This is a genomic window from Asticcacaulis sp. P4_H10, assembly GCF_056400965.1.
This window is the reverse complement of record NZ_JBFUKH010000004.1, coordinates 276,460-301,875: the sequence shown is the minus strand read 5'-3', so window position 1 is coordinate 301,875 and position 25,416 is coordinate 276,460. Positions and strand designations below refer to the sequence as shown.

26 protein-coding genes are annotated in these 25,416 nt (G+C 60.7%); 16 read left to right on the top strand and 10 right to left on the bottom strand.

Features of this window, described 5'->3' with window-relative positions; translation table 11 throughout:
• The first annotated feature begins 82 nt into the window (after nucleotides 1-82).
• Nucleotides 83-304 (top strand): hypothetical protein, encoded by a 222-nt coding sequence (locus AC1DON_RS09530; RefSeq protein ID WP_476934554.1) that lies wholly within the window; start codon nucleotides 83-85, stop codon nucleotides 302-304.
• A 105-nt stretch (nucleotides 305-409) separates the two neighbouring features.
• Here AC1DON_RS09530 and argF read toward each other — a convergent pair whose 3' ends face one another.
• From argF to AC1DON_RS09495, 7 genes are all read right to left on the bottom strand, one after another.
• Complete coding sequence (gene argF, locus AC1DON_RS09525; protein ID WP_476934553.1) at nucleotides 410-1,348, bottom strand: ornithine carbamoyltransferase; 939 nt, start codon at nucleotides 1,346-1,348, stop codon at nucleotides 410-412.
• 129 nt (nucleotides 1,349-1,477) lie between these two features.
• On the bottom strand, nucleotides 1,478-2,698 hold the full coding sequence (locus tag AC1DON_RS09520; protein WP_476934552.1) for an acetylornithine transaminase: 1,221 nt from the start codon (nucleotides 2,696-2,698) through the stop codon (nucleotides 1,478-1,480).
• Between the two features lie 339 nt (nucleotides 2,699-3,037).
• On the bottom strand, nucleotides 3,038-4,066 hold the full coding sequence (locus AC1DON_RS09515) for a TraB/GumN family protein (RefSeq protein WP_476934551.1): 1,029 nt from the start codon (nucleotides 4,064-4,066) through the stop codon (nucleotides 3,038-3,040).
• 66 nt (nucleotides 4,067-4,132) lie between these two features.
• Nucleotides 4,133-5,056: a TraB/GumN family protein gene (locus AC1DON_RS09510; RefSeq protein WP_476934550.1), complete on the bottom strand. Its 924-nt coding sequence runs from the start codon at nucleotides 5,054-5,056 to the stop codon at nucleotides 4,133-4,135.
• 31 nt (nucleotides 5,057-5,087) lie between these two features.
• Complete coding sequence (locus AC1DON_RS09505) at nucleotides 5,088-5,279, bottom strand: helix-turn-helix transcriptional regulator (protein ID WP_476934549.1); 192 nt, start codon at nucleotides 5,277-5,279, stop codon at nucleotides 5,088-5,090.
• A 1-nt stretch (nucleotide 5,280) separates the two neighbouring features.
• Complete coding sequence (locus tag AC1DON_RS09500) at nucleotides 5,281-5,760, bottom strand: hypothetical protein (RefSeq protein ID WP_476934548.1); 480 nt, start codon at nucleotides 5,758-5,760, stop codon at nucleotides 5,281-5,283.
• Nucleotides 5,761-5,776: 16 nt separating this feature from the next.
• Nucleotides 5,777-6,175: a hypothetical protein gene (locus tag AC1DON_RS09495; protein WP_476934547.1), complete on the bottom strand. Its 399-nt coding sequence runs from the start codon at nucleotides 6,173-6,175 to the stop codon at nucleotides 5,777-5,779.
• Nucleotides 6,176-6,383: 208 nt separating this feature from the next.
• On the opposite strand from AC1DON_RS09495, the gene AC1DON_RS09490 reads away from it, so the two are divergent.
• The 3 genes from AC1DON_RS09490 to AC1DON_RS09480 are packed head-to-tail and all read left to right on the top strand — an operon-like array spanning nucleotide 6,384 to nucleotide 9,514.
• On the top strand, nucleotides 6,384-7,526 hold the full coding sequence (locus tag AC1DON_RS09490) for a GNAT family N-acetyltransferase (protein ID WP_476934546.1): 1,143 nt from the start codon (nucleotides 6,384-6,386) through the stop codon (nucleotides 7,524-7,526).
• Between the two features lie 9 nt (nucleotides 7,527-7,535).
• Entirely contained in the window at nucleotides 7,536-8,534 is a 999-nt protein-coding gene (locus AC1DON_RS09485) for a glycosyltransferase (RefSeq protein WP_476934545.1), read from the top strand.
• 2 nt (nucleotides 8,535-8,536) lie between these two features.
• Nucleotides 8,537-9,514 (top strand): hypothetical protein, encoded by a 978-nt coding sequence (locus AC1DON_RS09480; protein WP_476934544.1) that lies wholly within the window; start codon nucleotides 8,537-8,539, stop codon nucleotides 9,512-9,514.
• Here AC1DON_RS09480 and AC1DON_RS09475 read toward each other — a convergent pair whose 3' ends face one another.
• Nucleotides 9,515-10,132: a peptidylprolyl isomerase gene (locus AC1DON_RS09475; protein WP_476934543.1), complete on the bottom strand. Its 618-nt coding sequence runs from the start codon at nucleotides 10,130-10,132 to the stop codon at nucleotides 9,515-9,517. It lies immediately after the preceding gene.
• Nucleotides 10,133-10,229: 97 nt separating this feature from the next.
• On the opposite strand from AC1DON_RS09475, the gene AC1DON_RS09470 reads away from it, so the two are divergent.
• The 3 genes from AC1DON_RS09470 to AC1DON_RS09460 all read left to right on the top strand — a co-directional run bounded on the left by AC1DON_RS09470 (nucleotide 10,230) and on the right by AC1DON_RS09460 (nucleotide 15,197).
• Nucleotides 10,230-11,354, top strand: a complete 1,125-nt coding sequence (locus AC1DON_RS09470) for a PA0069 family radical SAM protein (RefSeq protein ID WP_476934542.1) — start codon at nucleotides 10,230-10,232, stop codon at nucleotides 11,352-11,354.
• 141 nt (nucleotides 11,355-11,495) lie between these two features.
• On the top strand, nucleotides 11,496-14,360 hold the full coding sequence (locus AC1DON_RS09465) for a sugar-binding domain-containing protein (protein WP_476934541.1): 2,865 nt from the start codon (nucleotides 11,496-11,498) through the stop codon (nucleotides 14,358-14,360).
• 117 nt (nucleotides 14,361-14,477) lie between these two features.
• Entirely contained in the window at nucleotides 14,478-15,197 is a 720-nt protein-coding gene (locus tag AC1DON_RS09460; protein WP_476934540.1) for a FadR/GntR family transcriptional regulator, read from the top strand.
• A 95-nt stretch (nucleotides 15,198-15,292) separates the two neighbouring features.
• Here the strand turns inward: AC1DON_RS09460 and AC1DON_RS09455 are convergent, their stop codons facing one another.
• A complete protein-coding gene (locus tag AC1DON_RS09455) occupies nucleotides 15,293-16,189 on the bottom strand; it encodes a LysR substrate-binding domain-containing protein (RefSeq protein ID WP_476934539.1) in 897 nt (298 codons plus the stop codon).
• Nucleotides 16,190-16,287: 98 nt separating this feature from the next.
• Between AC1DON_RS09455 and AC1DON_RS09450 the strand changes: the two genes are divergently transcribed.
• Both AC1DON_RS09450 and AC1DON_RS09445 read left to right on the top strand, forming a co-directional pair.
• The gene (locus AC1DON_RS09450) at nucleotides 16,288-16,932 is read left to right on the top strand and encodes a DsbA family protein (protein WP_476934538.1); all 645 of its coding nucleotides are present in this window, start codon (nucleotides 16,288-16,290) and stop codon (nucleotides 16,930-16,932) included.
• A 43-nt stretch (nucleotides 16,933-16,975) separates the two neighbouring features.
• Nucleotides 16,976-17,851 carry an MBL fold metallo-hydrolase gene (locus AC1DON_RS09445; protein ID WP_476934537.1) on the top strand — a complete coding sequence of 292 codons (876 nt, stop codon included), beginning with the start codon at nucleotides 16,976-16,978 and terminating at the stop codon, nucleotides 17,849-17,851.
• 90 nt (nucleotides 17,852-17,941) lie between these two features.
• Here the strand turns inward: AC1DON_RS09445 and AC1DON_RS09440 are convergent, their stop codons facing one another.
• A complete protein-coding gene (locus AC1DON_RS09440; RefSeq protein ID WP_476934536.1) occupies nucleotides 17,942-18,805 on the bottom strand; it encodes an alpha/beta hydrolase in 864 nt (287 codons plus the stop codon).
• A 168-nt stretch (nucleotides 18,806-18,973) separates the two neighbouring features.
• Between AC1DON_RS09440 and AC1DON_RS09435 the strand changes: the two genes are divergently transcribed.
• From AC1DON_RS09435 to kdsA, 7 genes are all read left to right on the top strand, one after another.
• A complete protein-coding gene (locus tag AC1DON_RS09435) occupies nucleotides 18,974-20,194 on the top strand; it encodes an acyltransferase family protein (RefSeq protein ID WP_476934535.1) in 1,221 nt (406 codons plus the stop codon).
• A complete protein-coding gene (locus AC1DON_RS09430) occupies nucleotides 20,194-20,901 on the top strand; it encodes a hypothetical protein (protein WP_476934534.1) in 708 nt (235 codons plus the stop codon). Before AC1DON_RS09435 ends, AC1DON_RS09430 begins: the two co-directional genes overlap by 1 nt.
• Nucleotides 20,888-21,499, top strand: a complete 612-nt coding sequence (locus AC1DON_RS09425; protein WP_476934533.1) for a hypothetical protein — start codon at nucleotides 20,888-20,890, stop codon at nucleotides 21,497-21,499. Before AC1DON_RS09430 ends, AC1DON_RS09425 begins: the two co-directional genes overlap by 14 nt.
• A 3-nt stretch (nucleotides 21,500-21,502) precedes the next feature.
• Nucleotides 21,503-21,802 carry a winged helix-turn-helix domain-containing protein gene (locus AC1DON_RS09420; protein ID WP_476934532.1) on the top strand — a complete coding sequence of 100 codons (300 nt, stop codon included), beginning with the start codon at nucleotides 21,503-21,505 and terminating at the stop codon, nucleotides 21,800-21,802.
• Nucleotides 21,803-22,698: 896 nt separating this feature from the next.
• A complete protein-coding gene (locus AC1DON_RS09415; RefSeq protein WP_476934531.1) occupies nucleotides 22,699-23,682 on the top strand; it encodes a KpsF/GutQ family sugar-phosphate isomerase in 984 nt (327 codons plus the stop codon).
• Between the two features lie 101 nt (nucleotides 23,683-23,783).
• The gene (locus AC1DON_RS09410; RefSeq protein WP_476934530.1) at nucleotides 23,784-24,566 is read left to right on the top strand and encodes a 3-deoxy-manno-octulosonate cytidylyltransferase; all 783 of its coding nucleotides are present in this window, start codon (nucleotides 23,784-23,786) and stop codon (nucleotides 24,564-24,566) included.
• Nucleotides 24,566-25,414: a 3-deoxy-8-phosphooctulonate synthase gene (gene kdsA, locus AC1DON_RS09405; RefSeq protein ID WP_476934529.1), complete on the top strand. Its 849-nt coding sequence runs from the start codon at nucleotides 24,566-24,568 to the stop codon at nucleotides 25,412-25,414. The genes AC1DON_RS09410 and kdsA overlap by 1 nt, the downstream gene beginning before the upstream one ends.
• Nucleotides 25,415-25,416: the final 2 nt, after the last annotated feature.

Genomic DNA, 25,416 nt, shown 5'->3' with positions numbered 1-25,416 from the left:
CGCATAGCACGATCGTCCGTCCGATGACAAATAAATCGGGTGTGTTCTTGCCGCAGCCAGTTTGAGCCTGCATATGGGCCCCATGCTATCCTTGCCCACTACCGTGATTCTGTTCGCTGTTTCCAGTCTTTTGACGGCCGCCTGTGGATTCATGGGCGCCCGGCCGCACGACCTGCGCCGCACCACCCCACGTATGATCCCGTGGCGGTTCCTGATGATGCTGTCCTTCACCGCCGCCCTTGTCATGCTTGTCCACCTGCTGAACGAGCTGGGCTTCACCACCGGCCATGACCGGCCTTATTAGCCTTCAAGGCTCAATAACTCCGGCCGCTTAAACCGTCAGCCTTGAGTCGAATAATTGCCGGCTAGCGCCGCAGGTACTCTTGTACCTGCAAGCGCAGACTGCGTATTAGTCGGCCAAGGATGGCGCGTTTAAGCACCAGGAGATGATAGCTTTCTGCGCATGAATCCGGTTCTCGGCCTCGTCCCAGATGACGGATTGCGGACCGTCGATGACCTCGTCGGTCACCTCTTCGCCACGGTGGGCCGGCAGGCAATGCAGGAACAGGGCGTCCGAACGCGCCCATTTCATCAGCTCGGCATTGACCTGGTAGGGCTGGAAAGCGGCCAGGCGTTCGTCGTGGTCGAGGTCGCCCATCGACACCCAGGTGTCGGACAGGACGACGTCGGCGCCCTTGGTGGCGGCGAAGGGATCGTTGGTCACGGTGACTTTCGCGCGCGTTTCCGAGGCGAAGACCATGGCGGCCATGGCCGGCTTATAGGCGTCAGGACAGGCAATGTTCAGCGTGAAGCCGAAACGCGCCGCAGCGTGTATTAAGCTATTGCAGACATTGTTGCCGTCGCCGATCCAGGCGAGGGTCTTGTTCTCGATAGCGCCCCGATGCTCTTCGATCGTCTGGATGTCGGCCAGGATCTGGCAAGGGTGGCTGAAATTGGTCAGGCCGTTGATCACCGGAATGGTCGAGGCGCGCGCCAGGCGCAGCACGTCGTCGTGCTCATTGGCGCGGATCATGATGGCGTCGACCATGCGCGACAGCACCTTGGCGGTATCTTCGATCGGTTCACCACGACCGAGTTGCATGTCCGATGCGGTCGAGATGATTGCCTGGCCGCCGAGCTGGCGCATGGCGGCGTCGAACGAGAACCGGGTGCGCGTCGAGTTCTTCTGGAAGATCATGGCCAGGACATTGTCCCTGGCGGGCGCGTCGGCATCAACGCGGCCCTTCGGCCAGCCCTGGCGCAACTTTTTGCGGGCGTGAGCGTCGTCGACGATTGAGCGCAGCTCTTCGGTCGTCAGGTCGCAGATATCGAGAAAATGACGGGTCATCGGTTAGTCCCTGTTATCTTCTTCACCACCAAGGGGGCGCTGAGGCAAAAGAGGCCCCGCCCACCATCTGCTCCGCAGATGGTCCCCCCTCCCCACTTCGTAGGGAGGGCGAAGAGCGTTCTTTATACGTTATGCGGTTTCTTTTGCTTTTGCGGCTTCGCGGGCGGCCAGGAATGTCTTTTCCAGCAGGCCGATGGCTTCACGTGCCTCGTCCTCGGTGACATTGAGCGGCGGCAGCAACCGGACGCAGTTGTCCGAACCGCCGGCGATCAACAGACCGTTGTCGCGGGCCAGCATCATGATCTCACGATTGTTCGGCTTGACCTTGATACCGACCAGCAGGCCCTTGCCGCGCACGTCCTCGACCATATCCGGATAAGCGTCGCGCAGGCCTGCCAGTTGCTGGCGCAGATAGCCGGAAATGCGGTTGACGTTTTCGAGCAGCTCGGGACGGACGATCTCGTTGAACGCCGCCTCACCGACCGCCATGGCCAGCGGGTTGCCGCCGAAGGTCGAGCCGTGAGCGCCGACCGTCATGCCGGACGCCGCATCGCGCGTCGCCAGGCAGGCCCCGATCGGGAAACCGCCGCCCAGCGCCTTGGCGATCGTCATGACATCGGGTTCGACGCCCGAATATTCATAGGCCCACAGCTTGCCTGAGCGGCCCATGCCGCACTGGATTTCGTCGAAGATCAGCAGCAGGCCATTGGCGTCGCACAGGTCGCGCAGGTTTTGCAACTCGGCATCGGTCAGGGCGCGGGCGCCACCTTCGCCCTGGACCGGCTCGACGATAATCGCCGCCGCCGTCGGGGCCTCAGCCGCCGCGCGGATGGCGTCGGGATCGTCGAGCGAGACATTGACGTAACCCGGCAGTTTCGGACCGAAGCCCGCCAGATAGGTCTCGTTGCCCGCCGCGGTCACGGCCGCATAGGTCCGGCCGTGGAAGGCGCCGGCAAAGCCGATGATATCGATGCGCTCTTCGTTGCCGCGCGCGGCGTGATATTTGCGCGCCAGCTTCAAAGCACACTCGACCGCTTCAGTGCCAGAATTGGTAAAGAAGACCTGGTCGGCAAAGCTGTGCGCACACAGTTTCGCCGCCAGTTCCTGCTGACCCGGAATGGTGAATATGTTGGAGACGTGCCACAGCTTCTTTGCCTGGGCGGTCATCGCTTCGATCAGGACCGGATTGGCGTGGCCCAGGCCATTGGTGGCGATGCCCTGCACGAAATCCAGGAACATGCGGCCGCGTCGGTCATACAGGCGGGCGCCCTCGCCGCGCTCGACCTCGATAGGCGCGCGCGCATAGACTCCGAACAGATGATCTTCCGACGTATTGGCCGACTGGTTCATGGCCGTGGACTCCCCAAAGAGAAATCCCCTCCGTTACATAACGGAAGGGACAGACGTCTAAGCTGATTGGGGCTTAGGCGGGCCTTTTGAGGAAAACAGGCGGCAAAGTCAATATTGGCTTTGTGAATATTGCGATCGGTATATTGTTTGGGAACACCAATTGCTTGCCGCCCCTCAAATGACGCCCATGGAAAACCAAGACATTGAGGATGCCCTGAAACTTCAGGCTCTGCAAGAAGCAGTAGCCGTCGGCATAAGGGCTATAGAACGCGGCGACTACACGGAATTCCAGGATTCAAGGACCTTGAAAGCCTACTTGAGGGCGCTACCCAGAAGAAATTAAGGATCAACCCTGTCGACCGTAAAGCCACGCTGGCGCAGCATGGCGATGACGCTGTCGGGGCCGGTGAAGTGCGCGGCGCCGGCGACGACAAAGGTCGTCTGGTCGCCCTTCAGCATGGTCTCTATCTGCGGTACCCACTTGGCATTCCGGCCGGTGAGCAGCAGATCATAGCTCTCAGGACCGCGCGCTTTTTCCTCAGCCAGGCTTTGCGTCATGGCGCGCTGATCGCCGGTGCGCCACGTCTTGACCAGGACTTCGAGACTGTCGTGATCGCGGCCGAAATGTACGGCCAGGGCGCGTTTCAATGCCGCAGTGCCACCTTCGTCCGCGCTCCTGCCCAAGGCGTAAAGATAGTCGTAGTGCACCTTGTGGCTCTCAAAGCCCCCCGTCTTTATCTTGAGGTTCCTGGCGCGATTGAACAGTGCCCAGTCGACGCCGCGATCGGTATCGAACCCGCCGGCGGCGGAGCTGAGCTGTCCGACCACTGCCGCCATTACGCCCGGGCGGACGCGCTCGACGTCTTTCAATGTGTAGTTATAGCGATGCAGCAGGGTTTCCAGCTCGTGGATTTCGATATCGCTCAAGCCCTTGGTAAGACCCGGCCGCGCCGAGAAGGCCTTTTCCTCAAAGCCTCTGAACTTCGGCATCTTGTCGAGATCCGGGACCTCGAACCATACGGCGTCAGCCGTATCGAAGGCCTGAAAAAGACGCGCGTCCATCCATTCGACACCGGGCGGCAGAGCATGGACGCTGCCGAAGAGGTAGACCGTCGCCTTGCCGCTGGACACCCTCCACAGCAGCGGTGCGCCGATAGGGCCGGCCTCAGCTTCGCGTGCATCAAGGGACACAGGCGCCGTCAGGACCGTAGGAACGGTGCGGGACACTGCGGCATCGGAGGGCTGCAACGCGGCCCAGGCCGTCACCGCCAGCCCGCCGGCCAGCAGTCCGATACAGGCATCGCGCACCCATTCGGGGGTGCCCGCCACGCCAACACGTATCCGTTGGCGAATCTGGCTCGTATTCATGCAAAACGCCCTTCGTCGGTGGAAGACGAAGGGCGTGCCTGCAAGCCGGATGCCGGACGTTAAGCTTTAGTTTACCTTTTCGGCGACGATGCCGCGCGCCTTGAGCATGGCGATGACGCTGTCCTTGCCGACCAGATGGCCGCCGCCGACGGCGACGAAAACGGTACCCTTGCCGGCCAGGATCTGCTCGATCTGCGGTACCCACTTGGCATTGCGATCGACCAGCAGGCGTTGGTAAAGAGCTGGATCGTTCTCAGCGTCGAACTTGTTCATTTCAGCGTTCAGCCCCGCCTCGTCGCCGCGCTGCCAGGCGTTAAATAGACGATCGAGCGTATTGTCCGCCTGCCCCACTTCGGACAGCATCTGGCGCAGACCGACCAGATCCTCTTCCTCGCTGCCCGCCGCCAGCATCTTCATCTGGTCTTCGGCCGTTTCAAACCCCGATATGGGCATCTGGCGTTCACGCGCCAGCTTCAACAGGGTCAGGTCGACGCCCGTCAGCGGGTCATAACCCAGCCGCGCCGATTCCAGTTGCAGCAACACCAGGCTGAGCATCCACTTGCGCATCGGCATGAGCGGCTGCAGAGTCATGCCTTTGGACGCCAGAACGCTTTCCAGCTTTGCGACCTCGTCCGGCGTCAGACCATCGGTCACCTTGCGGCTGGGGTCGAAACCGTACTGCCGGACGAGGCCCATCATCTTGGCCTGATCGTCCATGTCGGTCAGTTCCAGCCACAGCGTCCCTGATTTCGCGAAGGCGTCCTTCACCTTCGGCGTCTGCCACTCTGTGCCCGGCTTCATCAGGTGGATGCTGCCGAACAGGTAGACGGTCGAATCCGCGTCCCTGACGACCCACATCATCGGCGTCGGCGTTTCAGCGCGCGCCTCGACGGGCGCCAGCCCGGTGAAGGCCATGCCGAGCGCCGCGAAGCCGAGCACCAGACCGGCCGCCCGGTGCAGGCTGCTGGCCACGAAGGTTCTGATAGTCATGGAATATCCCCTTTTGAGACGTGGTGCCGGTTCATTCCGGCGAAAAGATGTCTTCGATCCTGAGCCCGAACAGGCCGGCGATGGCAAAGGCCAGCGGCAGCGACGGATCGTACTTGCCTGTTTCGATGGCGTTGACGGTCTGGCGCGAGACCTTGAGCTGGTCGGCCAGCTCGGCCTGAGACCAGTTCCGTTCAGCGCGCAGGATCTTGAGACGGTTATTCATATTACCGGCGCTTCCACCACCACCACGTCCAGGCAATTGCATACCCGATCATCATGCATAGCATTGCGGTGATGAAGCCTGCTGTGAATTCGCCGAAGCCGCTGCCAAGACGAAGAAAGGAAAGGTAGGCTCCATAAAAGGTCCATTTCGTCAGGACAAAGGCAGCCGCCAGGGGCAGGATGAATAAGAGACCGCAGCTTCCTCCCCAGAACCACGCCGATTTATGAGCCTCGCGAACGGCTTCGTCGTTCAATTGCCAATGCCAGCGCATAAGGACGAGAACGCCTACGATAAACAGGGCTGCCCCGCCAAGCACGAGCGCCTTGGCCCAAATCGGCACCTCCGGCTTCATCAGGCCGCCGACACCGACCAAATTGACAGAGAGAATGGCAAAGAGGACTGACGCACCGGCACAGCCTGCCAGGAGCAGCCATTTCTTCATCGACTGCCGCCACAGCTTCATTTCAATATTTTGGCTCATAACGGTCCTTCGAGTCTCAGGCTTTCATCGCATCGACGTAAAGCCGGCGGCTGTTGTTGATCCAGTACACCAGCGCCATGCCGGCGACAGCGAAGGACGGGATATGATCGGCGGCGGGGTAGAAATAGGTCACGAGTTTCGCCGCCAGCAGGAAAAAGATTCCGCCGATGGCAGCGCGAGCCATGGCCTTGTACTCATTGGACTTCTGAAACTCGTCCGCCGTCTTCCACCAGATGGCGTAGCTGATGCCGGCCAGTATGAGCGGCAACAGCACGACGACCGCAATCATGGGAGCCGTCGCGGGTCCGAAGCCGATGAAGGTCGAGCGTTCGATAACCGCGCAGATGGCTGTGTACGCAATGGCCAGCCCTGTCTTTAGAATATGGCTGCCGCCGCCCGATACAGATTGCTTCATGCTTGCCTCCCCGTTTGACAAGCATCCTTTACATCCCGATCGCTACACGTGTCAAGGTCACTTGTCAAAAAGTCGCGTGACATTGACATGTTGCCTGCTTTTTATGCGGCGCAGCATTTTATATCGAAATGCACGTGTTATGGTGCACACAATGGCCCGGGTCTTGCAGTTTACGGACTGACGACAATGACTGTACCAAAAGGCTGGCATGCTTACCTGTGAACGCGTTCGGGCAAGTGATCTCACGGATCACGACGTAGCCCTTTGGCACACCATGCAGGCCGAGACCCCGGCCTTCCGCTCACCGCTTCTTTCGCCGGAGTTTGCTCGCGCGGTTGCCAGCGTGCGTGACGACGTCCGTGTGCTGGTCGTGCGCCGTAGCGGCAAGACCGTCGGCTTCCTGCCCGTCCATATTCGCCCCGGCGCCTTTGCCCGCCCGGCCGGTGCGCCGTTTTCCGACTACAGCGCCCTGATCACCCACCCACTGCCAGGCTTACGCATCGGCGAGGTGCTGAAAGCCGCCGGCATCAACTCGTACCAGGCCATCGGACTGGTCGACCCGTACAACGTCTTTGGCGAGATGCCTGGCGCCGAAAATGACGAAGCCTTTGCCATCGACATGTCGCAGGGCGAGGCGTCCAACAACGCCTTCAAGAAGCTTCTGAAGAATATCCGCCGGCTGACGCGTCACATCGAGGAGGCACACGGACCTTTAAGCTTCGTCGTCGGCGATCGTGACCCGGCACGTTTCGAGACCATGATCAGGCTGAAACGCCAGCAGACCCGCGACACCGGCCTGCACGACTTTCTGGCCGCCGACTGGGTCCAGCATCTGTTCAAAAACCTCCAGGCCGCGCCGGAAAGCGGTCTGCACGGTTTCATGCTGACCCTGATGACGGGCGACACGCCTATACTTTACCATTTCGGCGTCCGCCTCGGCGACCGCGCCCATCCGTGGGTGTCGAGCTACGATCCTGCCTTTTCCACCTTCTCACCCGGCCAGCTGTTCCTGAACCTGTGTCCCGAGCCCTTGCGCGAAGCCGGTGTCAACTATTACGACCTGTCGACCGGCGACCAGAAGTACAAGGCGATCTTTTCCAATACGACCTTTCCGGTCCGCCATGCCCGCGTCTATTCCGACGCGCCGCCGGCTCGCCTCCAGGCCCGCATCGAGCGCATCACCCTCGATACCCGCAAGGCGCTGGGCACGCGCATCGATGATGCTGTCGCCCGCCTCAACCGTCGCTTCGACCATATCGCTACGCTGGAGCTGGATACGCTCAGCCGGATGCGCGGCGTCGCCTTCGCCTTTTCCAGCGCCGCAAAACGTCAGCGGGTTCACCAAGGCTAAACGGAGTTCGTGCATACTGTGACGATGGACACCCTCCCGTTTCCCGCCAGCTCCGTCTCCGGCCGCACGCCGGTGCGCAGCGTCAGCGTCATCATCCCGACCTTCCGCCGCCCGCAGGGCCTGGCCCTGGCCATGAATTCAGCCGTCGCTCAAACGGGGCTGGACGATATCGGCCTCAGCCTGATTATCTGCGATAACAGCCCCGAAGCCTCGGCCCGCGCCCAGGTCGCTGCGTTCGCAGCCGCGGCGCCGATCGCCGTCACCTATGTCCATGAGCCGAAGACCGGCGTCGCCAATGCCCGCAATTCGGCCGTAGCTGCCGCGCATAGCGACTTTATCGCCTTTCTCGATGACGATGAGGAAGCCCCGGCCAGCTGGCTAGCCGCGCTGCTCAGCACCCAGACGCAGTTTGACGCCGATGTTGTCTTCGGCCCGGTCTCGGCGCGCCTGATGGCCAGCGACGTGCGCTTTCCAACCTATTTCGAAGCCTTCTTTTCGCGCCGCGGTCCGAATGCGTCGCAGACCATCGACGTCTATTATGGCTGTGGCAACAGCCTGATCCGCCGCGCCGTCATGCCGGCCAACAAGCCGTTCTGCACCGAGCACAACGATATGGGCGGCGAGGACGACAAGCTGTTCTACGGCCTGCAGGCCAAGGGCGCACGCATGGCCTGGTCGGCCGAAGCCACCGTCTTCGAGGACGTGCCGCCATCGCGCTCGACGCTTCACTATACGCTCCGCCGCGCCTTCGCCTATGGCCAGGGCCCGAGCTTTTCGGCAGCCCTGGGCCACAAGCCGCTGACCTGTATAGGCTGGATGCTGCAAGGCGTGGTGCAAGGCGTGCTCTTCTCCGTCATCGGCGGCGTCTTGTACCTGATGGGCAGCCGCGACAGCGCCCCGCGCCTCGACAAGGCGGCGCGCGGCTTCGGCAAGCTGATGTGGTTCCCGCCGTTCAAGATCGGCTTCTACGGCCAGGCCCTGCTACGCGCCAATGCGCCGGGGAGATAGACATGCAAAACGACCTGCTTCACTGGACGCCCGAACATCAGAAGCGCTTCACGCGCGACAATCTTTTGTTCAATCACGACCTGCACACCTCGGAACTGTTCTCCGACGAGGCCCTGATCTCACTGATCGACCGCTTTCCGCGCGAAGGCGTCGAAGTTTTCACCATGGGCTACGACCCGACCAACTGGAAACAGTGGTTCTTCGGTCGCCGCAGCAATAAAGACGGCAGCGATCTCGATGGGCGCCAGCTGATGGAAGGCGTGCGCGCCGGCCGGCTGTGGCTGAACCTGCGCAAGGTCAATCATTACGATCCGTCGGTCGGCGCCCTGTGTGACCGCATGTTCGAGGAAATCACCGCCCGGACCGGTGTGTCGACGCTTAAACCCGACCTCGGCCTGCTGATCTCGTCGCCCAATGGCCACGTCTTCTATCACCTCGATATTCCGCTGGTCATGCTGTGGCAGATCCGCGGCGTGAAGACAGTCTATCTCTATCCGCCCCAGGCGCCGTGCGTCGGCGACACTGCCCTGGAAGGCATCGCGCTGCGTGAATCCGACGAACAGATGCCCTTCGATCCGACTTTTGACCGTCTGGCCTATGTCCATGACCTCAAGCCTGGCGAAATGCTGACCTGGGTCCAGAACGCCCCGCACCGCATCGTCAACCGCGACATGGTCAATGTCTCGCTGTCGATCGAGTTCATGACACCCAAGGCGATCTGGCGAGCCAACCTGATTTACGCCAACGGCCTGCTCCGCCGCGTCTTAGGGCTTAAACCCAGCCTGGCGAACCGCAACACCTGGCTGGAACCGTTCAAGATCGCCTATGCCCGCTTCGTCAAGCTGCGCGGCGGCTACAAGGGCAACAAGAGCCCGTTGAAGCCGAGCTTCTACCTCGATGCCAGCCACCCAGGCACCATCCTGTTCGACGACGGCGTCACCCCGCCGGAACCTCCCGCCGCGCCGATCGCAGCGGAATAGTCAGACTCTTTTCGTCTTGATAATCGGCACCTTTGGCGCCAGCATCTGGCCCTGCATGGCGCCGACGCCTTCGGTCGCGGACACCGGCGCGCCGAGAATGGCGCGGACGACATCCATGCCCTCGACCACCTTGCCGAAAGCCGCAAATCCCAGCTTGTCGTCGGTGCCGTCCGGACCGGCATCGAGGAAGGTCATGTCACCGACGCAGATAAAAAAATCGCCCTTTCCAGACCCGGCTGCCGCCCCGCGCACCAGCGAAATCGTGCCGTCGGTGTGAGATAATCCAGTCTGGCTGGTCGGTTCGTGGGCCACGGGTGCCAAAGCCCGGCGGCTGTCGCCACCCTGGACCAGGCCGCGATCGTTCGGGCTTTTCATGGCGCGGTAAAAGACGCTGGTGTCGAGCCGCTTCTGGTCGACATAGCGGAGGAAGTTGGCCGTCGTCAGAGGCGCCCGGCCGGCATCGAGATCAAGAACGATGTCGCCCAGACCGGTTGTCATGCGGACGCGCACCAGTTTTTCGACAGGCTTTTCAGCCGGCACATCTTGCGCCGACGCCTTGCCGCTCAGCATGGCCAGGCCCATCAGTGACAGGCTGCCTGCCAGAAAATTCCGTCTCATAAGCATCTCCTCTTGCGGGCACTATCCGACGTTCGGCGGAGGATCGCAAGTCCATTTTGTTCTTGATTTGTTCTTATTGAGACTTTAGCCTTGCACCATGCCCAAGGCCGTCACCCATCATCCCGACGTCAACGACGACAATGCCCTCCTGCAGCGCACACACAAGGGACGCGGCTCGGTATCCAATCGGCCGAGCCAGCGCTTCAACGCCGCCGACCGGTACGAAATCCACGATGGTTGGGATGACGGCTGGACGCACGAGGACCGCCGGCAACTCGAACGCCGCAAGACCATTCTCGGCATTGACACGGCGCGCAGCATTATCAGCCGCAACACCTCGCCCGATATCGGCTTCAGCCAGTCGATCAATCCCTACAGGGGTTGCGAACACGGCTGCATCTACTGTTTCGCGCGGCCGAGCCATGCCTTCCTCGACCTGTCACCCGGGCTCGATTTCGAGACGCGCATCTTCCGCAAGCCCGATGCCGCGAAATTGCTGCGCGCAGAGCTGACAGCGCCGACGTACAAGGCCGCGCCCATGGTGCTGGGCATCAATACCGACGCCTATCAACCGGTCGAGCGCACGGAAAAGATCACCCGGTCCTGCCTCGAAGTCCTGCTCGACCTGCGCCACCCGATCAGCCTGATTACCAAGTCCGCCCTGATCCTGCGCGATCTCGACCTTCTGGTGCCGATGGCGCAGATGCGGCTGGTGACCGTCACCCTGTCGGTCACCACGCTCGATCGCGATATCGCCCGTGTCATGGAGCCGCGCGCTGCTACGCCCCTACGGCGCATCGATGTCATCCGGTCGCTGAAAGCCGCGGGCATCCCTGTGGGCGTGCTGGCGGCGCCGCTTATACCCGGCCTGACCTGCCACGAACTGGAAGGGATATTGAAGGCGGCCGCCGAGGCTGGTGCCGACCGCGCCGGCTATACGTTGGTTCGCCTGCCCTACGAGATCAAGATCCTGTTCGAAGAGTGGCTGCGCGAACACTTTCCCGACCGGGCGCAAAAGGTACTGAACCACATCCGTGAAATCCGTGGTGGCAAGCTTAACGACTCAAGCTTCGGTCAACGCATGAACGGCACCGGCGTTTATGCCGCCCTGATCGCCAAGCGGTTCGAACTCGCCGTGCGCAAATACGGGCTGGACCAATGGCGCCACGAGAAGGATTTCAGCCTGTTTCGCGGCGGCGACCGGCAGATGTCACTCTTCTGAACCGGGCAAAAGAGGCAAGGACAGTTCCAGTCGCGCCCACAGGCAGCACCGTGGCGGAACGGCGCGGGCCCCTTAAAAAAACCAGTTGCTCCACCTCTCGCATTGTGCCCAATATGTAATACATAATGCAGGGAAAATGTTATGTCGACTCACACCTCCTTGAAGCGCCGGGCATTCTTGAAATCCATCGGCGCCGGCGTGGCGCTTACAACCGCAGGCCTGGGACCGTCGGTACTCGCCAGGGCGATCAGTGGCGGGGTAGCCATCGGCAATGACTGGTCGGTTCGGCTCGATCCTGAAAATGCCGGTATCCGTCAGGCTTGGTATTTGGCGCCCCTGGCATCCGCGACGCGCCGGGGAAACAGCCTGCCGGCCCTTGGTCTCGGCAACGCCATCACCGTCGATACCCCCTGGACCGGCACGCTTGAAAGCCGGGACTATTTCAATTCCGCCGACTATGCGCCTTACCGGGAAGCCGGTAACGTCAAGGTCCCGTTCTTCCTCCAGCCAGAGGGGTATTATACAGGCGCTGCCTGGTATCAGCGTGACATCACTATTCCCAAGACCTGGGCTGGCCGCCGTATCGTCCTGTCGCTTGAACGCGCGCACTGGGAAACGCAAGTCTGGCTGGACGGCAAGGCCATCGGCCGTTGCGAAAGCCTGTCAACACCGCACGACTACGACCTGGGACAACTGGCGGCGGGAAAGCACCGCCTCTCCATCCGCGTCGACAACAGCCTGATCCACGATATCGGCGTCAACTCTCATGCCATTACCGACCATACGCAGGGCAACTGGAACGGTCTTGCCGGCGACATCCTGCTGAAGGCAACCCCATCGACATGGATCGACGATCTGCAGCTTTACCCCAATGCCAGCACCAGGTCCGTCCAGGTCAAGGGCGTTGTCAAACGCCTGGGTGACGGCGCAGAAGTCAAACAGGCGACCATAGGCTTTGCATCACACGCAATCGCCGTTCCGGTGACGTGGTCATCAGAAGGTGGGTCGTCACAAGGTGGCCATTTCGAAACCGTCGTGCAATTCCCCAAGAACGCGGAACTCTGGGATGAGTTTTCCCCGTCCCTCCACACTGTCACGGCGCATCTTGGCACATCCGAACCGGTCGTCGTGAAATTTGGTTTCCGGGATCTGGGCACCACGCAAACCCACATTATCATAAACGGACGACCGGCCTTCATGCGTGGAACGCTTGAGTGCTGCGTGTTTCCGGACACCGGCCACCCGCCGACCGAAAAAGCCGCGTGGGGGCGCATATTCAAGATCGCGCGGTCGTTTGGGCTGAACATGATGCGGTTTCACTCGTATTGCCCCCCGAAGGCCGCTTTCGAGGCCGCAGACGAGGCCGGCTTTTATTGCCAGGTTGAAACCTGCTGGGCGAACCAATCCGTCACACTCGGTGACGGCAAGCCGGTGGACCAATGGGTCAAGGATGAGACCGACCGCATCCTGAAGGCCTATGGCAATCATCCCTCCTTTGTTTTCATGCTGTATGGCAACGAGCCCAGCGGCCCGAAAGACCGCAACCCCTATCTCAGCGCCTATGTCGCTCACTACAAGGCCGTAGATTCCCGGCGTTTATGGAGCGGTGGAGCCGGATGGCCGGAACTGCCCGAGAACGAATTCCACCTGGTGCCGGAGCCCCGTATTCAACACTGGGGCGCGGGTCTTAATTCGCGCGTCAACGGGCGGCCGCCCGAGACGGTTACCGACTATTCCGCCTTTATGGCCAAGCGAACTGTTCCCGTCATGAGCCACGAGATCGGAGAATGGTGCGTCTACCCCGACTTCAAAGAGGTCGATCAATATACGGGCTACCTGAAGCCCAGGAATTTCGAGATTTTTCACGACCGCCTTCAACAGAACGGTATTGCCGATCTCGCGCCCGCCTTTTTGTTAGCCTCAGGCAGGTTGCAGACCCTTCTCTACAAGGAGGAGATAGAATCGTCGCTCAGAACCCCCAATATGGCCGGTTTCCAGCTTCTGGACATCCACGATTTCCCGGGTCAGGGCACAGCTCTGGTCGGGGTGTTAAATCCGTTCTGGCGGGAAAAGGGCTATGTAACGGCTGCGGAATACAGCCGTTTTTGCAACGCGACGGTTCCGCTGGTCCGCTTTGAGAAACGCGTCTTCACTACGTCGGAACCTCTGACAGCAAACATCGATGTTTCCCACTTCGGAGCGCGTCAGCTCGACGGTGCGCGCGTCTCCTGGCAGCTGGAGATCGATGGGGCTCCCTTTGCCAAAGGGCAGTTGGCACCCATGAGTATCGCGGTTGCCGGCGGGCAGTCCATTGGCCGCATCGAGGTGAAGCTGGACGGGATTGCCAAGGCTTCGGCCGGCAAGCTTTCCGTCAGCATCAAGGCGGACGGCCTCTCCAGCGACTGCGAAAATGACTGGGACATTTGGGTCTATCCGCGTGAGATGCAAACGCCGGCCGCTGAGGTTTCAGTCGTCAATACGATTGACGAGGCGCTGAAACTGACCGGAGACGGCAAGACGGTCATTCTGTCGCTGCCAAGTTCCGCTGTTCGGAATTACGACGACAAGCCTGTCAAATTCGGCTTTTCAACCATTTTCTGGAACACCGGTTGGACAAACCGCCAGGCGCCGACAACGCTTGGCATTTTTTGCGATCCCAAGCATCCTGCTCTGACGGCCTTCCCGACGGAATCGCACACGAACTGGCAGTGGTGGTATATCGTGCATAAGGCCACGCCGCTGCGCATGGACCTCATGCCGGCCGGTACCGAACCCCTCGTGCGCGTCATCGACGATTGGTTCACCGCCCGGAGCCTGGCCCTTATTACGGAGATGAGGTGCGGCGCCGGCAAGCTCATCATTTGCGGTTTCGATCTGACGCAGATCGACGAGAGCGACCTGGTTTCAAAGCAAATGCGGTCTAGCCTTGTCCAATATGCTCAGTCGAGCGCCTGCGCCCCGCGGACAGCGATCGATGCCACCGCGTTGCGCGCCTTGACGATTTGACAGAAAGGGCATCGCCCGAGCCGTCGGCGCACTGACAACGAGAGCTTGCGCGGATATGAAAATCTTGCGTGGCATTGCCTGTTCTGCGCTATAGAGACCGGCCATCCGAGGAAATGCATGCTCCCCAGCTCTTCGTCAAACGTTACGGGTTCAATCGTTCGCGAACTGGGTGTGGCCATTGTTACCGGCCAGTTTGACGACAAACCCTTTCCAAAGGAAATAGAGCTTTGTGAACAATTCGGGGCGGCCCGGACCGTGACGCGCGAAGCCGTGAAAATGCTGACCTCGAAAGGTCTTCTGACGTCGCGCCGCCGCCGGGGCATTGTGGTCAATGACGAAGAACAGTGGAACCTGCTGGATCCGGACGTCATGCGCTGGCTTCTCGAGCGCAAGTTCTCGTGGGCGCTCCTGATCGAATTCACGGAGATTCGCCTGAGTATCGAGCCCGGCGCCGCAGCGCTTGCGGCCAGACGGGGGACGGGGACGGAGCGCGCAGCCATCGACGACGCAATCAAGCGCATGTTTGCCGCTGACAAGGGCGAGGACGACGCCCTGGCCTCGGATATCGCCTTCCACCTGGCCGTGCTCCAGGCCAGCGGCAACCGCTTCTACCGGCAGCACCGCGACATGATCGAAACGGCCCTTCGTTTCAGCATCCGCAAGACGAACGAACTCAAAGGACGCTTTGCCAGCGCGAAGGACCACAAGCGCGTCGCCGATGCCATCCTGGCTGGTAAGGTACAGGACGCGGAAACCCGGATGCGCGAGCTGATTGGCGGCGCCCTAGACCTGATGCTGCGCGTCCAAGGCGACGAAAAACGCAAAAAAGCAGAATAGTCGCAGCGACACCAATATATATTACATAATCTTCGACGTACATATTGGGCCGCGGCAACACGCCGTGCGAGGGCTGCCTGCTGGATGGTGAAGCTTCACAGCGTTTTTACAGTGTCGGACAGCATGGCGACGAATGCCGTAACCTTGGGCTGGCGAAACCGCGCGGCCGGATAGACGACGTGAATGCCTCCGGATGGCAGGTCCCAGTCCGGCACGAGATGCACCAGGCGTCCGGTTCGCAGATCGTCCGCCAGATGGTAGTCCGGCAGGACGGAAATACCGCCGCCAGCAAGCGTTGCTGCCCGAATGGCCGGCGACGAGTTCATGCTGAGCGCCGCCTGCATGCGTACGGTTTTCCGTTCCAGGTCACCGCGCGAAAAGTGCCACTTCAGCGGTTCACGCAACGCCGCATTGGCGATGAATGGCAGCGCCGCAAGCGCTTCCGGTTCAACGCCGGCATGTTGCCGGGCCAACTCCGGTTCCGCCACAAGGATTTGCCGGAAGGTCCCGATGCGCCGGGCCTGAAGGCTGGAATCGTCGAGCCAGCCAACGCGGATCGACAGGTCGATCTGGTTCTGGATCAGGTCGAGCTTGGCGTCGGACAGCACGAGCTCGACCCGGCATGCGGGATAGCGTCGGGTAAACCGCGCCGCAACCGGTGACACAACGTACGCACCAAAGTCGATCGGCGCCGTGATGCGCACAAGTCCGCGCGGTTCGGCATTGGCCTGCGCCATCTCGCTGAATGCGTCGTCCGCCTCGCGGAAAATCATCACGCAGCGGGCGTGCAGCATCCGTCCTGCCTCCGTCGGCTCAACCCGTCGCGTGGTGCGAACCAGCAAGCTGGTTCCCGCTTCGGATTCCAGCCGCGCGACCTGCTGGCTGACAACAGTCTTGGTGACGCCCAGCCGTTCTGCCGCTCGGGTGAAGGACCCTGCGTCCACCACAGCCGCGAAATAGGCCAGCCGGTTAAGATTGATGGCTTCGGTCACAGCAGCTCCATTGTAAGTTAATAATACACATTCTGTTTAATTAGGCAGTATTTTTCGAAAAATAGAATTCACGTAATCTCTGTCGTCTGGAGGCAGAGATGATCACCGCAATACACCTCACCTATCTTTTCGACCCTCTGTGTGGATGGTGCTACGGCGCCTCCCCGGTACTGGAAAAGCTGATCGCTACCCCGAACGTGTCGCTGACCCTGGCGCCCACCGGCCTTTTCGCGGGCGAAGGCGCGCGGCCGATGGACGCGAACTTCGCCGCCTATGCCTGGTCCAACGACCAGCGTATCGAACGCCTGACCGGCCAGGTCTTCAGCGACGACTACCGCCGCAATGTGCTGGCCCACTCCGACGGGCTGTTCGATTCCGCACCGGCGACACTGGCGCTGATGGCTGTGTCCGTAACGGCCCCGGACAAGGAATTCGCTGCCCTGAAAGCCATTCAGCGCCTGCGTTATGTCGATGGGCGCGACAATACAGACACCTCCATACTCATTGGCGTTTTGCGCGACATGGGCTTTGAAGACGCGGCAGGCCGGCTTGCCGTGCCGGATGCGGAACTCCTGAAGGCTTACCGCGAGCGGACGGCCGCGGCAAAAGCCGACATGCGCCATTTCGGTCTCGAAGGGGTTCCCGCCCTTATCGCCGGCCAGGGACAGCAGCGTCGCCCCCTTAAGGGCCAAACCCTGTTCACGAGCCCGGAAGCCGTCTTTTCGGCCCTGGCCACCGCCTGACATGCATCCGTAGGAAAGTCGAATGTTTACAAGGAGACACATCATGAAATCGAGCCTCGCATCCGGCGCCCTAGTGTTCATGACCGGCGCCGAAGCCGGCCACGCCGCAAGCCACCCCCTGCACTGGCAGCATTTTCCCGCCGGCGAAACCGGCTTCTTCCGCGCTCCCGTACTGGTAAGCGGCGCGACGGAAGCCCTGCTGATTGACGGCGGCTTCTCCTATCCCGACGGCCACGCCGTCGCGGAAGCTATCCGGGCCCGCGGCAAAAAGCTGACTGCCATCTACGTCACCCAATCCGATCCCGACTATTATTTCAGCCTCAAGCCGATAAAGCAGGCCTTCCCCGACGCAAAGGTCCTGGCGGCGGCGGCGACGATCGACGCCATAAAGGGCAATGTCGAGAAGAAGCTGGCTGTCTGGGGACCGCAGCTCAAGGAAAACGGCCCACAGAGCCTGGCGGACATTGTGATGCCCGAGGTCTTCAATGGCACCAGTCTGACAGTCGATGGCCAGGCCATCGAGGTCGTCGAGGCCCAGGGCCTGGGCAACCGCTATTACCTGTGGGCACCATCCCTTCAGGCGGTGTTCGGTGGCGTCCTGGTCTTTTCGGGCGTTCACGTCTGGACCGCCGATACGCCAACCAAGGAAGCCCGCGCCGCCTGGATCGCGGAACTCGACAGGATCGCAGAGCGAAAGCTCGCCATCGTCGTCCCCGGGCACATGACATCGGATGCGAAGACGGACCTGTCCGGCATCATGCACACCAGGGTCTATCTGACCGCGTTCGAAGAGGAGCTCGCCAAGGCGAAGGACTCCTCGGCGCTGAAAACCGCCATGGAAGCGCGCTTCCCCAATCTCGGCATGGGCGTCGCCCTCGATATCGGCGCCAAGGTCGCGACAGGCGAAATGAAGTGGTGACGGAGTCCACCCGTCCCTGGAGGCCCCCGAATGATCAAAAGTGACTTTTCCGCTCCGGGATGCGGCTGTCACCACAATGCCCCTCAGCCGTCAGTCTTCTGAGCCGGGCGGGTATGGAACCGGCTTGAGGCCAAGGAACTTCCAGTAGTGCACGTAGGCGCCGTCGCGCGTCAGCGTATTGTGCTCCGATCCCGGCATGCGGATGAAGGTCTTCGGCTCATTGGCCATAGCGAACAGACGCTGGCCATGGTGGAAAGGCACGACGCTGTCGCGGTCGCCATGGATGATCAGCAGCGGCATATGGACGTCCTTGATGCGGTCACGGCTGCGGAACTGGTCCCGCATCAGCCATGATACCGGCACAAACGGATAGCGCTCGGATGCCACGTCGACCGTGGCGGTAAACGGCGCTTCCAGGATAAGGGCGCGCGCCGGGCGCTGCGTCGCCACATAGGTCGCTACGCCAGTGCCCAGCGAATGACCATGGATGACGATGTCTTGCGGCTTATAGCCCTGCGCCTTCAGCCAGTCATAGCCGGTCAATCCATCGGTAAACAGGCCTTGTTCGGAAGGTTTGCCGGTCGAATTGGAATAGCCACGGTAGGAGACGGCGAGATAGCCGGCGCCCTGATTGTGCATGCGGATATAGCGCCACTTGCCCATGTCAAGCGTCCCGCCCTGGCCATGGAAGAACAAAAAGACCGGCTGTCCCGGCTGCGGCGGCTCGTACCAGGCATTCAGTGTTTCAAAGTCTGGCGTATGCAGCACGACCTGCTGGATGGGCAGTCCGCCGGTGTCGCGGACCGCCGGCACCGGCTTGATGGTATAGAGGATATTGCGCTGGTTGACGTAGAGATATCCGACCGCCCCAAGATAGGCGACCGCGAAAACCGCGGCCAGAACACCCAGCGCCATCATCAGACGGCGCACGAAAATATTGCCCTTGGCAGTCATTATCACCCTCCCCGCATCGCGATTTCCTTTCTGTAGCAGAGGTTTGCGACAACGGAAATCTCACCGTTATTAAACCAGTTTACAAAACAAACTAGTTGGCGTATATCGTCGTTATCGGACGTCCCCCTTGTCGGACGCCCCTTCATCATGGAAACTGGAGAGACCGCCATGACCACAGTTGAGAGTAACGGAGCGCGCTGGCACGACCTTGACGCAGTCCGCGCATTTGCCCTGCTGCTGGGCATCGTCCTTCACGGCGTCATGTCGTTCATGGAGCCGCGGTTCTGGGTCGTCGGCGATGTCGCAACCGATCCGGGCGCCAATCTCGCCTTCTACGTCATCCACATCTTCCGCATGACGACCTTCTTCGTCCTGGCTGGCTTCTTCGCCCGCATGCTGCTGCAAAAGCGCGATGGAAATGTCGGTGCCTTCCTCGGCAATCGCCTGAAGCGCGTCGGTATTCCGCTGGTTGTCTTCTGGCCACTGGTCCTGGCGGCCATCATCGCCGTCGTCATCTTCGCCAACATGCCGGCGCCGGGCTCTGCCGCCGCGGCCGCACCGCCTCCTCCGCCGCCGGCCATAACCGCGGATACGTTTCCACTGACCCATCTGTGGTTCCTCTATGCGCTGCTGCTGCTCTACGCCGGCATGGCGGTCATCAAGGTCGTCACCGACGTCACCCGTCTCGGCGCGCCACTCGGCCGTCTGTTCGATAAGCTGACGGGGCTGCTGACCAAGGCCGACATGATCATTCCCTTCCTGGCTCTGCCGCTTGCCGCCACCTTCTATCTGAACAGCGAGTGGAATATGTGGCTTGGCATCAAGACGCCTGACACGGGCATAGTTCCCAACACCATGGCGATCGCCGGTTACACCACCGCTTTCGCTTTCGGCTGGTGGCTGCATCGTCGCGCCGATCTGCTCGACCACCTGGCCAGCCGCACCTGGCTCTACGGTATCGCCGCCGTTGCCGGCACCTGGGCCTGCCTCTCCCTCAACGGCGGCTCGGCCCCGACCGGCGAACTGGTCAAGGGTTCGGATCACGCGCTCTACTGCATCGTCTATCCCATGACCGCCTGGGCCTATGCCTTCTTCCTGATCGGCGGCGCGCGCATCGTGCTGAAAAAGGAGAATGCCCTGATCCGCTACCTGTCCGACGCCTCCTACTGGGTCTATATCGTCCACATCCCGCTGGTCATGCTGCTCCAGCTCCTGGTGAAGGACTACGAGTGGCACATCGCTTACAAGGTCTGCATCGTCCTCTTCGGTACGCTATTTACCGCTCTGTTGAGCTATAGCCTGATCGTGCGCTACACTTTCATTGGTACGATTCTCAACGGACGCCGTCGCCGGCAAAAGAAACTGTCCGGCATGCCTCAGGAAGCCTGATGGCCAGTCCGGCTCACTATCGCCTAAGCGCCTGCGCCGATTTCGACGCGGGCGCTTCCCAGAGGAAGACGACGCGCATGAACGCCGAAGCCGATAATGCCCACAAGGACCTCGCCTTCCTCAAGGCGCTGGTCAATGAAGGACCGAAGGCCCAGGCGACCGCCGGGCACATCTTCATGGTCGCGGGCATCTGCTATGGCCTGCAATGCGTACTTTACTGGCTACAGATCACGTTTAACCTGGCCTGGCCGCCGCTGGCCTATCTACTGGTCGGCTTTGGGCCCGTGGTCATCTTCACCGCCTACATAATCTGGATGCTGTGGCACGGCCGCAAGGACAGCCAGCACGGCGTGGCAACGCGGGCGATGAACGCCGCCTTCGGCGGCGCGGGCCTGGCCAATCTCGCCATGTGCCTGGTCTTCGGTTATGTGTCTTCAAGCGAAAAGAATTTCCTGATCTGGCTGCTTTATCCCCCGGTGACCGCAGCCCTGCAGGGCGCGTGCTGGTACGTCGCCTTCATGATCCGCAAGAAGCTGTGGCTGGGCGCCGTGTCCGCCGGCTGGTTCGTCACGGCGATGGCGCTGGGCTTTCTCATTCGCGACATCGCCAACTACCTGTTGCTGCTGGGTATCGCGCTGTTTGTCCTGATGGTGGCGCCGGGCTACGCGATGTCGCGCCAGGAAGGAGACCGTCATGGACGTCAATGAAGCCCAAAAGGACCTGGCGTTTCTAAAGAGCCTTGTCAACGAAGGCCCAAAAACGCAGAGATCGGCCGGTGAACTGTTCCTGGTCGGCGGCGTCGCCTACGGGCTGCAATGCCTGCTGAACGCCGTGCCGATCCTTTTGAAACTTGAATTGCCGGCACCATTCTATCTCATCAACGGTATCCTGCCGACCGTCGTATTCGTCGGCTGGATTATCTGGCTGGCGTGGCGCAATCGCCATGACAAGATGCAGGGCGTCGCGACGCGCGCCATGAATGCCGCCTTCACCAGCGCCGGCCTCGCCAATCTCAGCATGTGCGTCGCCATCGGCTGGGTATCAATCACCGAGAAAAACTTCCTGATCTGGCTCTTGTACCCTGCCGTCGTCGCCGCCTTGCAGGGCGCGTGCTGGTACGTCGCCTACATGATCCGCAAGAAGCTGTGGCTGGCGGGCGTGTCCGCCGGCTGGTTCGCGACATCGGTCGCGCTGGGCTTCCTCATCCGCGATACCGGCAGCTATCTGCTGGTGTTTGCCGCAGCCATGTTCGTCCTGATGGCCGCACCCGGTTACGCCATGATGCAACAGAGCAAGGCCGACTGAGTCATGAGCGCCTTCGATGTCAATCGCCTGGACGACGCCATTCACGGCCGCATGCGGCTGGGGATCATGGCGTACCTTGCCGACGCCGAGGCCGCCGATTTCAACGAATTGAAGGATCTGCTGGACGCGACCCAGGGCAACCTGTCAGTCCATCTGCGCAAGCTGGAAGACGCTGGCTATATCGAGATCGTCAAGAGCTTCCAGGGCCGCAAGCCGCTGACCCGCGCCCAGATCACGCCGGCCGGCCGCAAGGCCTTTGCCGAATATCTCGAAACCCTGTCGAAACTGGTTGAAAAGCGCTGACAGAACACGACGCACAGCCGGAGGATCCCAGGCCGTGGCGTGTACGGTTGCGATGTATAGGGGATTTTAGCCGAAAAACGGCGAGTGCGTCACAGCGAAGACAAGCATCGCGAAGGCCACCCAGAAAACCGAAGCGAACGAAAATGCATAGACCCAACCCATGGGGTTACTCAGGGTCATGGTTTGAACATCTTGAACAGACACAGCAGATGATGGTTGCATTAGACTCAACGCCCCTTACTAACGGTGAAGACGTACCTTTTATATGTCTCACCAAAACTGAAATTCGCTTCCTCGTTGAAAAGCCTACAACGCAATCGTTTTCGACGCAAGTGTCGATTTCCTTATTTCACGGTATTCCGATCCATATCCGGTCTTAATCCCAGAATATGGCCACAACATGATGTGGCCTCCCCTGTTATAGCCATTCGTACGGGGCAAAAAATTCCCTTATCCCGCTTTTCATTTCGCTCTAAAATTTATGTATATCATTGAATATAAGGAAAATATTCTTTACAGCATTCTAAGCCACGCACCATCATCGCCGCCGCCGAGATGAACAGTATTCACTGCCCCGTGAATTCTGTTCGCGTGGAAGAGCGGCGCGTTTCAGCCCTCCAGGCGGGCTGTTACGTGGGTAAAAAACCGATACGGGATGATCTTTATAGGCACAGCGAAGCCATCAAAGCCTGAGAAAATGACAAGGGTCGCTCAAAAAAATGGCCGTTCCGGGCCGACGATTCTTCGCGGTGAAAAAAAATTTGACGCTCGCGGCAAATGTAACGACACGGTGAAGTGCACCCGCGCCGAAGACTATAGCCATGCTGTCAGGATCAAATCATTGTTCAACGCCGCCGACCTTGCTAAAGGGGGCAGACATTTTCATATGGTACACAATGCGTTCCATACCCAAGACCTCGTCTGACACCCACGCCGACATCATGGCCACCGGCGCCCGCGTCCTGCGCACCGAAGGCGAAGCCCTGCTGACCTTTGCGCAAGGCCTGCCTGACAGCTTTGCCGATGCGGTCGAGACCATCCTGGCGTCGAAGGGCCGCGTCATCCTGTCCGGTATGGGAAAGTCCGGCCATATCGCGCGCAAGATCGCCGCGACACTGGCGTCGACCGGCACGCCGGCCTACTTCGTCCACCCGGCCGAAGCCAGCCACGGCGACCTCGGCATGGTCACCCCCGATGACGTCTGTATCGTGCTCAGCAATTCCGGCGAGACGTCGGAACTCAGCGACATCATCGCCCATACCCGCCGCTTCAAGATCCCTTTGATCGGTGTCGCCTCACGCCCGGGCTCGACCCTGCTCAAGGCCGCCGACATTGCCCTGACGCTACCGAACGCGCCGGAAGCCTGTTCGATCGGTATGGCGCCAACGACGTCAACCACCATGACCCTGGCGTTGGGCGATGCCCTGGCCGTGGCCGTCATGGAAAGGCGTGGCTTCCAGCCTCTTGATTTCAAGATCTTCCATCCGGGTGGCAAGCTGGGCGCGCAATTGTTGCTGGTCAGCGCCCTGATGCACTCCGGTGATAGTTTGCCGCTGACGGCCGAACAAACACCGATGAGCGACACATTATTAGTGATGACCGCCAAGAGCTTCGGCGTCGTTGGCATTACCGATGCAGCGGGCGCACTGACGGGCATCATCACCGACGGCGACCTGCGCCGTAATATGACCGGCCTGATGGAAAAGACGGCCGCCGATGTCATGCACAAAGGACCGCGGACTATCGCACCGGACGCCTTGGCCGCCGAAGCGCTCGGCATCATGAATGCGCGCAAGATCACCTGTCTGTTCGTCGTCGATGGCAATATGCCCGTCGGCCTGATCCATATCCACGACTGCCTGCGCGCCGGAGTGCAATAAAGCGTTTCGCCAGAGTGTTTGCACATCTGCGAAACGCTCTATAGTTTTAGCTTGTCGCATTTCTTAACGGAAAAGCGGCATCCACTTTTCCTAAAATGCTTATGAAGACCATCATCATCATCCCCGCGCGTTATGCGTCGACCCGCTATCCCGGTAAGCCTCTGGTCGTGCTGACCGGCAAGGATGGCGTGCCGAAGTCGCTGATCCAGCGCTCCTGGGAAGCCGCCATGGCGGTCAAGGACGTGGCTTCAGTCTATGTCGCCACCGATGACGACCGTATCCGCGAAGCCGCCGAAGCCTTTGGCGCCAAGGTGGTCATGACCTCGGAAGACTGCGCCAACGGCACCGAACGCCTGGCCGATGCATTGACCAATCTTGGCGAGACCGCGGATCTCTATGTCAATCTTCAGGGCGACGCGCCTCTGACCCCTGCCTGGTTCGTCGAAGACCTGATCCGCGAGATGAAGGCCAATCCCGAAGTCCAGATGGCGACGCCGGTCCTGCGCTGCGATTACCAGACCCACGCCAATTTTGTCGAAGACCGTCTCAATGGCCGTGTCGGCGGCACGACGGCTGTCTTCGATCGCCACATGAACGCCCTCTATTTTTCCAAGGAAGTCATTCCATATACGGGCCGCAGCTTCGGTCCCGGAGACGTCGTCCCCGTCTTCCACCATGTCGGTGTCTACGCCTATCGCCCCGAGGCGCTCACGGCCTATGGCTCATGGCCGGTCGGGCCGCTGGAGACGCTGGAAGGCCTTGAGCAACTGCGTTTCCTGGAAAACGGCATGCCTATCCGCTGCGTCGAAGTCGACGGCCAGGGCCGCGTCTTCTGGGAACTGAACAACCCTGTCGACGTCGCCAGAATTGAAAGTGTCATCTGATGTCCATTGCTCCCCAGCACGTCAAAACCCGCATCGTCGAAGTCGGCAATATCAAGGTCGGTGGCGACGAGCCGTTCGCCCTGATCGCAGGCCCGTGCCAGATCGAAAGCCTCGAGCACGCCTTAATGATGGCCGAGAAGATCGCCGAGGCTTGCGCACCGACGGGTACGAAGTTCATTTACAAGTCGAGCTATGACAAGGCCAACCGGTCTTCGATCGGCACGGCGCGCGGCATCGGCATCGAGGAAGGCCTCGATATCCTGGCGGCCGTCCGCGACAAGTTCGGCTGCCCGGTCCTCACCGATGTCCATGCGGCTGACCAGTGCGAACCGGTCGGCAAGGTCGTCGATGTCGTGCAGATCCCAGCCTTCCTGTGCCGCCAGACCGATCTTTTGCTGGCCGCCGGCGCGACCGGCAAGGCGATCAATGTCAAGAAGGGCCAGTTCCTGGCGCCCTGGGACATGAAGAACGTCGCCAACAAGATCGCGTCGACCGGCAATGAGAAAATCCTGCTGTGCGATCGCGGCACGTCGTTCGGCTACAACACGCTGGTGACCGATTTCCGCGGCCTGCCGATCATGGCGCAGACCGGCTATCCGATCGTGTTCGACGCGACCCACAGCGTGCAGCAGCCAGGCGGCCAGGGTACGACCTCGGGCGGCCAGCGCGAGTTTGCGCCGATTCTGGCGCGTGCGGCCTGTGCGGTCGGGGTGTCGGCGGTGTTTATCGAAACGCACCAGGACCCGGATCATGCGCCGTCGGATGGCCCGAACATGATCTATATCGACCAGATGGAAGCGCTGATCGGAACGCTGAGAGCGTTCGATGACCTCGCCAAAGGCAAATAATG

Coding starts and splice junctions, on each gene's coding strand:
- AC1DON_RS09435 (WP_476934535.1), top strand. CDS start 18,974: ATGACCACAGTTGAGAGTAACGGAGCGCGCTGGCACGACCTTGACGCA.
- AC1DON_RS09505 (WP_476934549.1), bottom strand. CDS start 5,279: ATGAATAACCGTCTCAAGATCCTGCGCGCTGAACGGAACTGGTCTCAG.
- AC1DON_RS09490 (WP_476934546.1), top strand. CDS start 6,384: ATGCTTACCTGTGAACGCGTTCGGGCAAGTGATCTCACGGATCACGAC.
- AC1DON_RS09445 (WP_476934537.1), top strand. CDS start 16,976: ATGAAATCGAGCCTCGCATCCGGCGCCCTAGTGTTCATGACCGGCGCC.
- AC1DON_RS09495 (WP_476934547.1), bottom strand. CDS start 6,175: ATGAAGCAATCTGTATCGGGCGGCGGCAGCCATATTCTAAAGACAGGG.
- AC1DON_RS09475 (WP_476934543.1), bottom strand. CDS start 10,132: ATGAGACGGAATTTTCTGGCAGGCAGCCTGTCACTGATGGGCCTGGCC.
- AC1DON_RS09425 (WP_476934533.1), top strand. CDS start 20,888: ATGGACGTCAATGAAGCCCAAAAGGACCTGGCGTTTCTAAAGAGCCTT.
- AC1DON_RS09420 (WP_476934532.1), top strand. CDS start 21,503: ATGAGCGCCTTCGATGTCAATCGCCTGGACGACGCCATTCACGGCCGC.
- AC1DON_RS09410 (WP_476934530.1), top strand. CDS start 23,784: ATGAAGACCATCATCATCATCCCCGCGCGTTATGCGTCGACCCGCTAT.
- AC1DON_RS09450 (WP_476934538.1), top strand. CDS start 16,288: ATGATCACCGCAATACACCTCACCTATCTTTTCGACCCTCTGTGTGGA.
- AC1DON_RS09500 (WP_476934548.1), bottom strand. CDS start 5,760: ATGAGCCAAAATATTGAAATGAAGCTGTGGCGGCAGTCGATGAAGAAA.
- AC1DON_RS09415 (WP_476934531.1), top strand. CDS start 22,699: ATGCGTTCCATACCCAAGACCTCGTCTGACACCCACGCCGACATCATG.
- AC1DON_RS09515 (WP_476934551.1), bottom strand. CDS start 4,066: ATGAATACGAGCCAGATTCGCCAACGGATACGTGTTGGCGTGGCGGGC.
- AC1DON_RS09480 (WP_476934544.1), top strand. CDS start 8,537: ATGCAAAACGACCTGCTTCACTGGACGCCCGAACATCAGAAGCGCTTC.
- AC1DON_RS09520 (WP_476934552.1), bottom strand. CDS start 2,698: ATGAACCAGTCGGCCAATACGTCGGAAGATCATCTGTTCGGAGTCTAT.
- AC1DON_RS09440 (WP_476934536.1), bottom strand. CDS start 18,805: ATGACTGCCAAGGGCAATATTTTCGTGCGCCGTCTGATGATGGCGCTG.
- AC1DON_RS09530 (WP_476934554.1), top strand. CDS start 83: ATGCTATCCTTGCCCACTACCGTGATTCTGTTCGCTGTTTCCAGTCTT.
- AC1DON_RS09470 (WP_476934542.1), top strand. CDS start 10,230: ATGCCCAAGGCCGTCACCCATCATCCCGACGTCAACGACGACAATGCC.
- AC1DON_RS09430 (WP_476934534.1), top strand. CDS start 20,194: ATGGCCAGTCCGGCTCACTATCGCCTAAGCGCCTGCGCCGATTTCGAC.
- AC1DON_RS09465 (WP_476934541.1), top strand. CDS start 11,496: ATGTCGACTCACACCTCCTTGAAGCGCCGGGCATTCTTGAAATCCATC.
- AC1DON_RS09460 (WP_476934540.1), top strand. CDS start 14,478: ATGCTCCCCAGCTCTTCGTCAAACGTTACGGGTTCAATCGTTCGCGAA.
- argF (WP_476934553.1), bottom strand. CDS start 1,348: ATGACCCGTCATTTTCTCGATATCTGCGACCTGACGACCGAAGAGCTG.
- kdsA (WP_476934529.1), top strand. CDS start 24,566: ATGTCCATTGCTCCCCAGCACGTCAAAACCCGCATCGTCGAAGTCGGC.
- AC1DON_RS09510 (WP_476934550.1), bottom strand. CDS start 5,056: ATGACTATCAGAACCTTCGTGGCCAGCAGCCTGCACCGGGCGGCCGGT.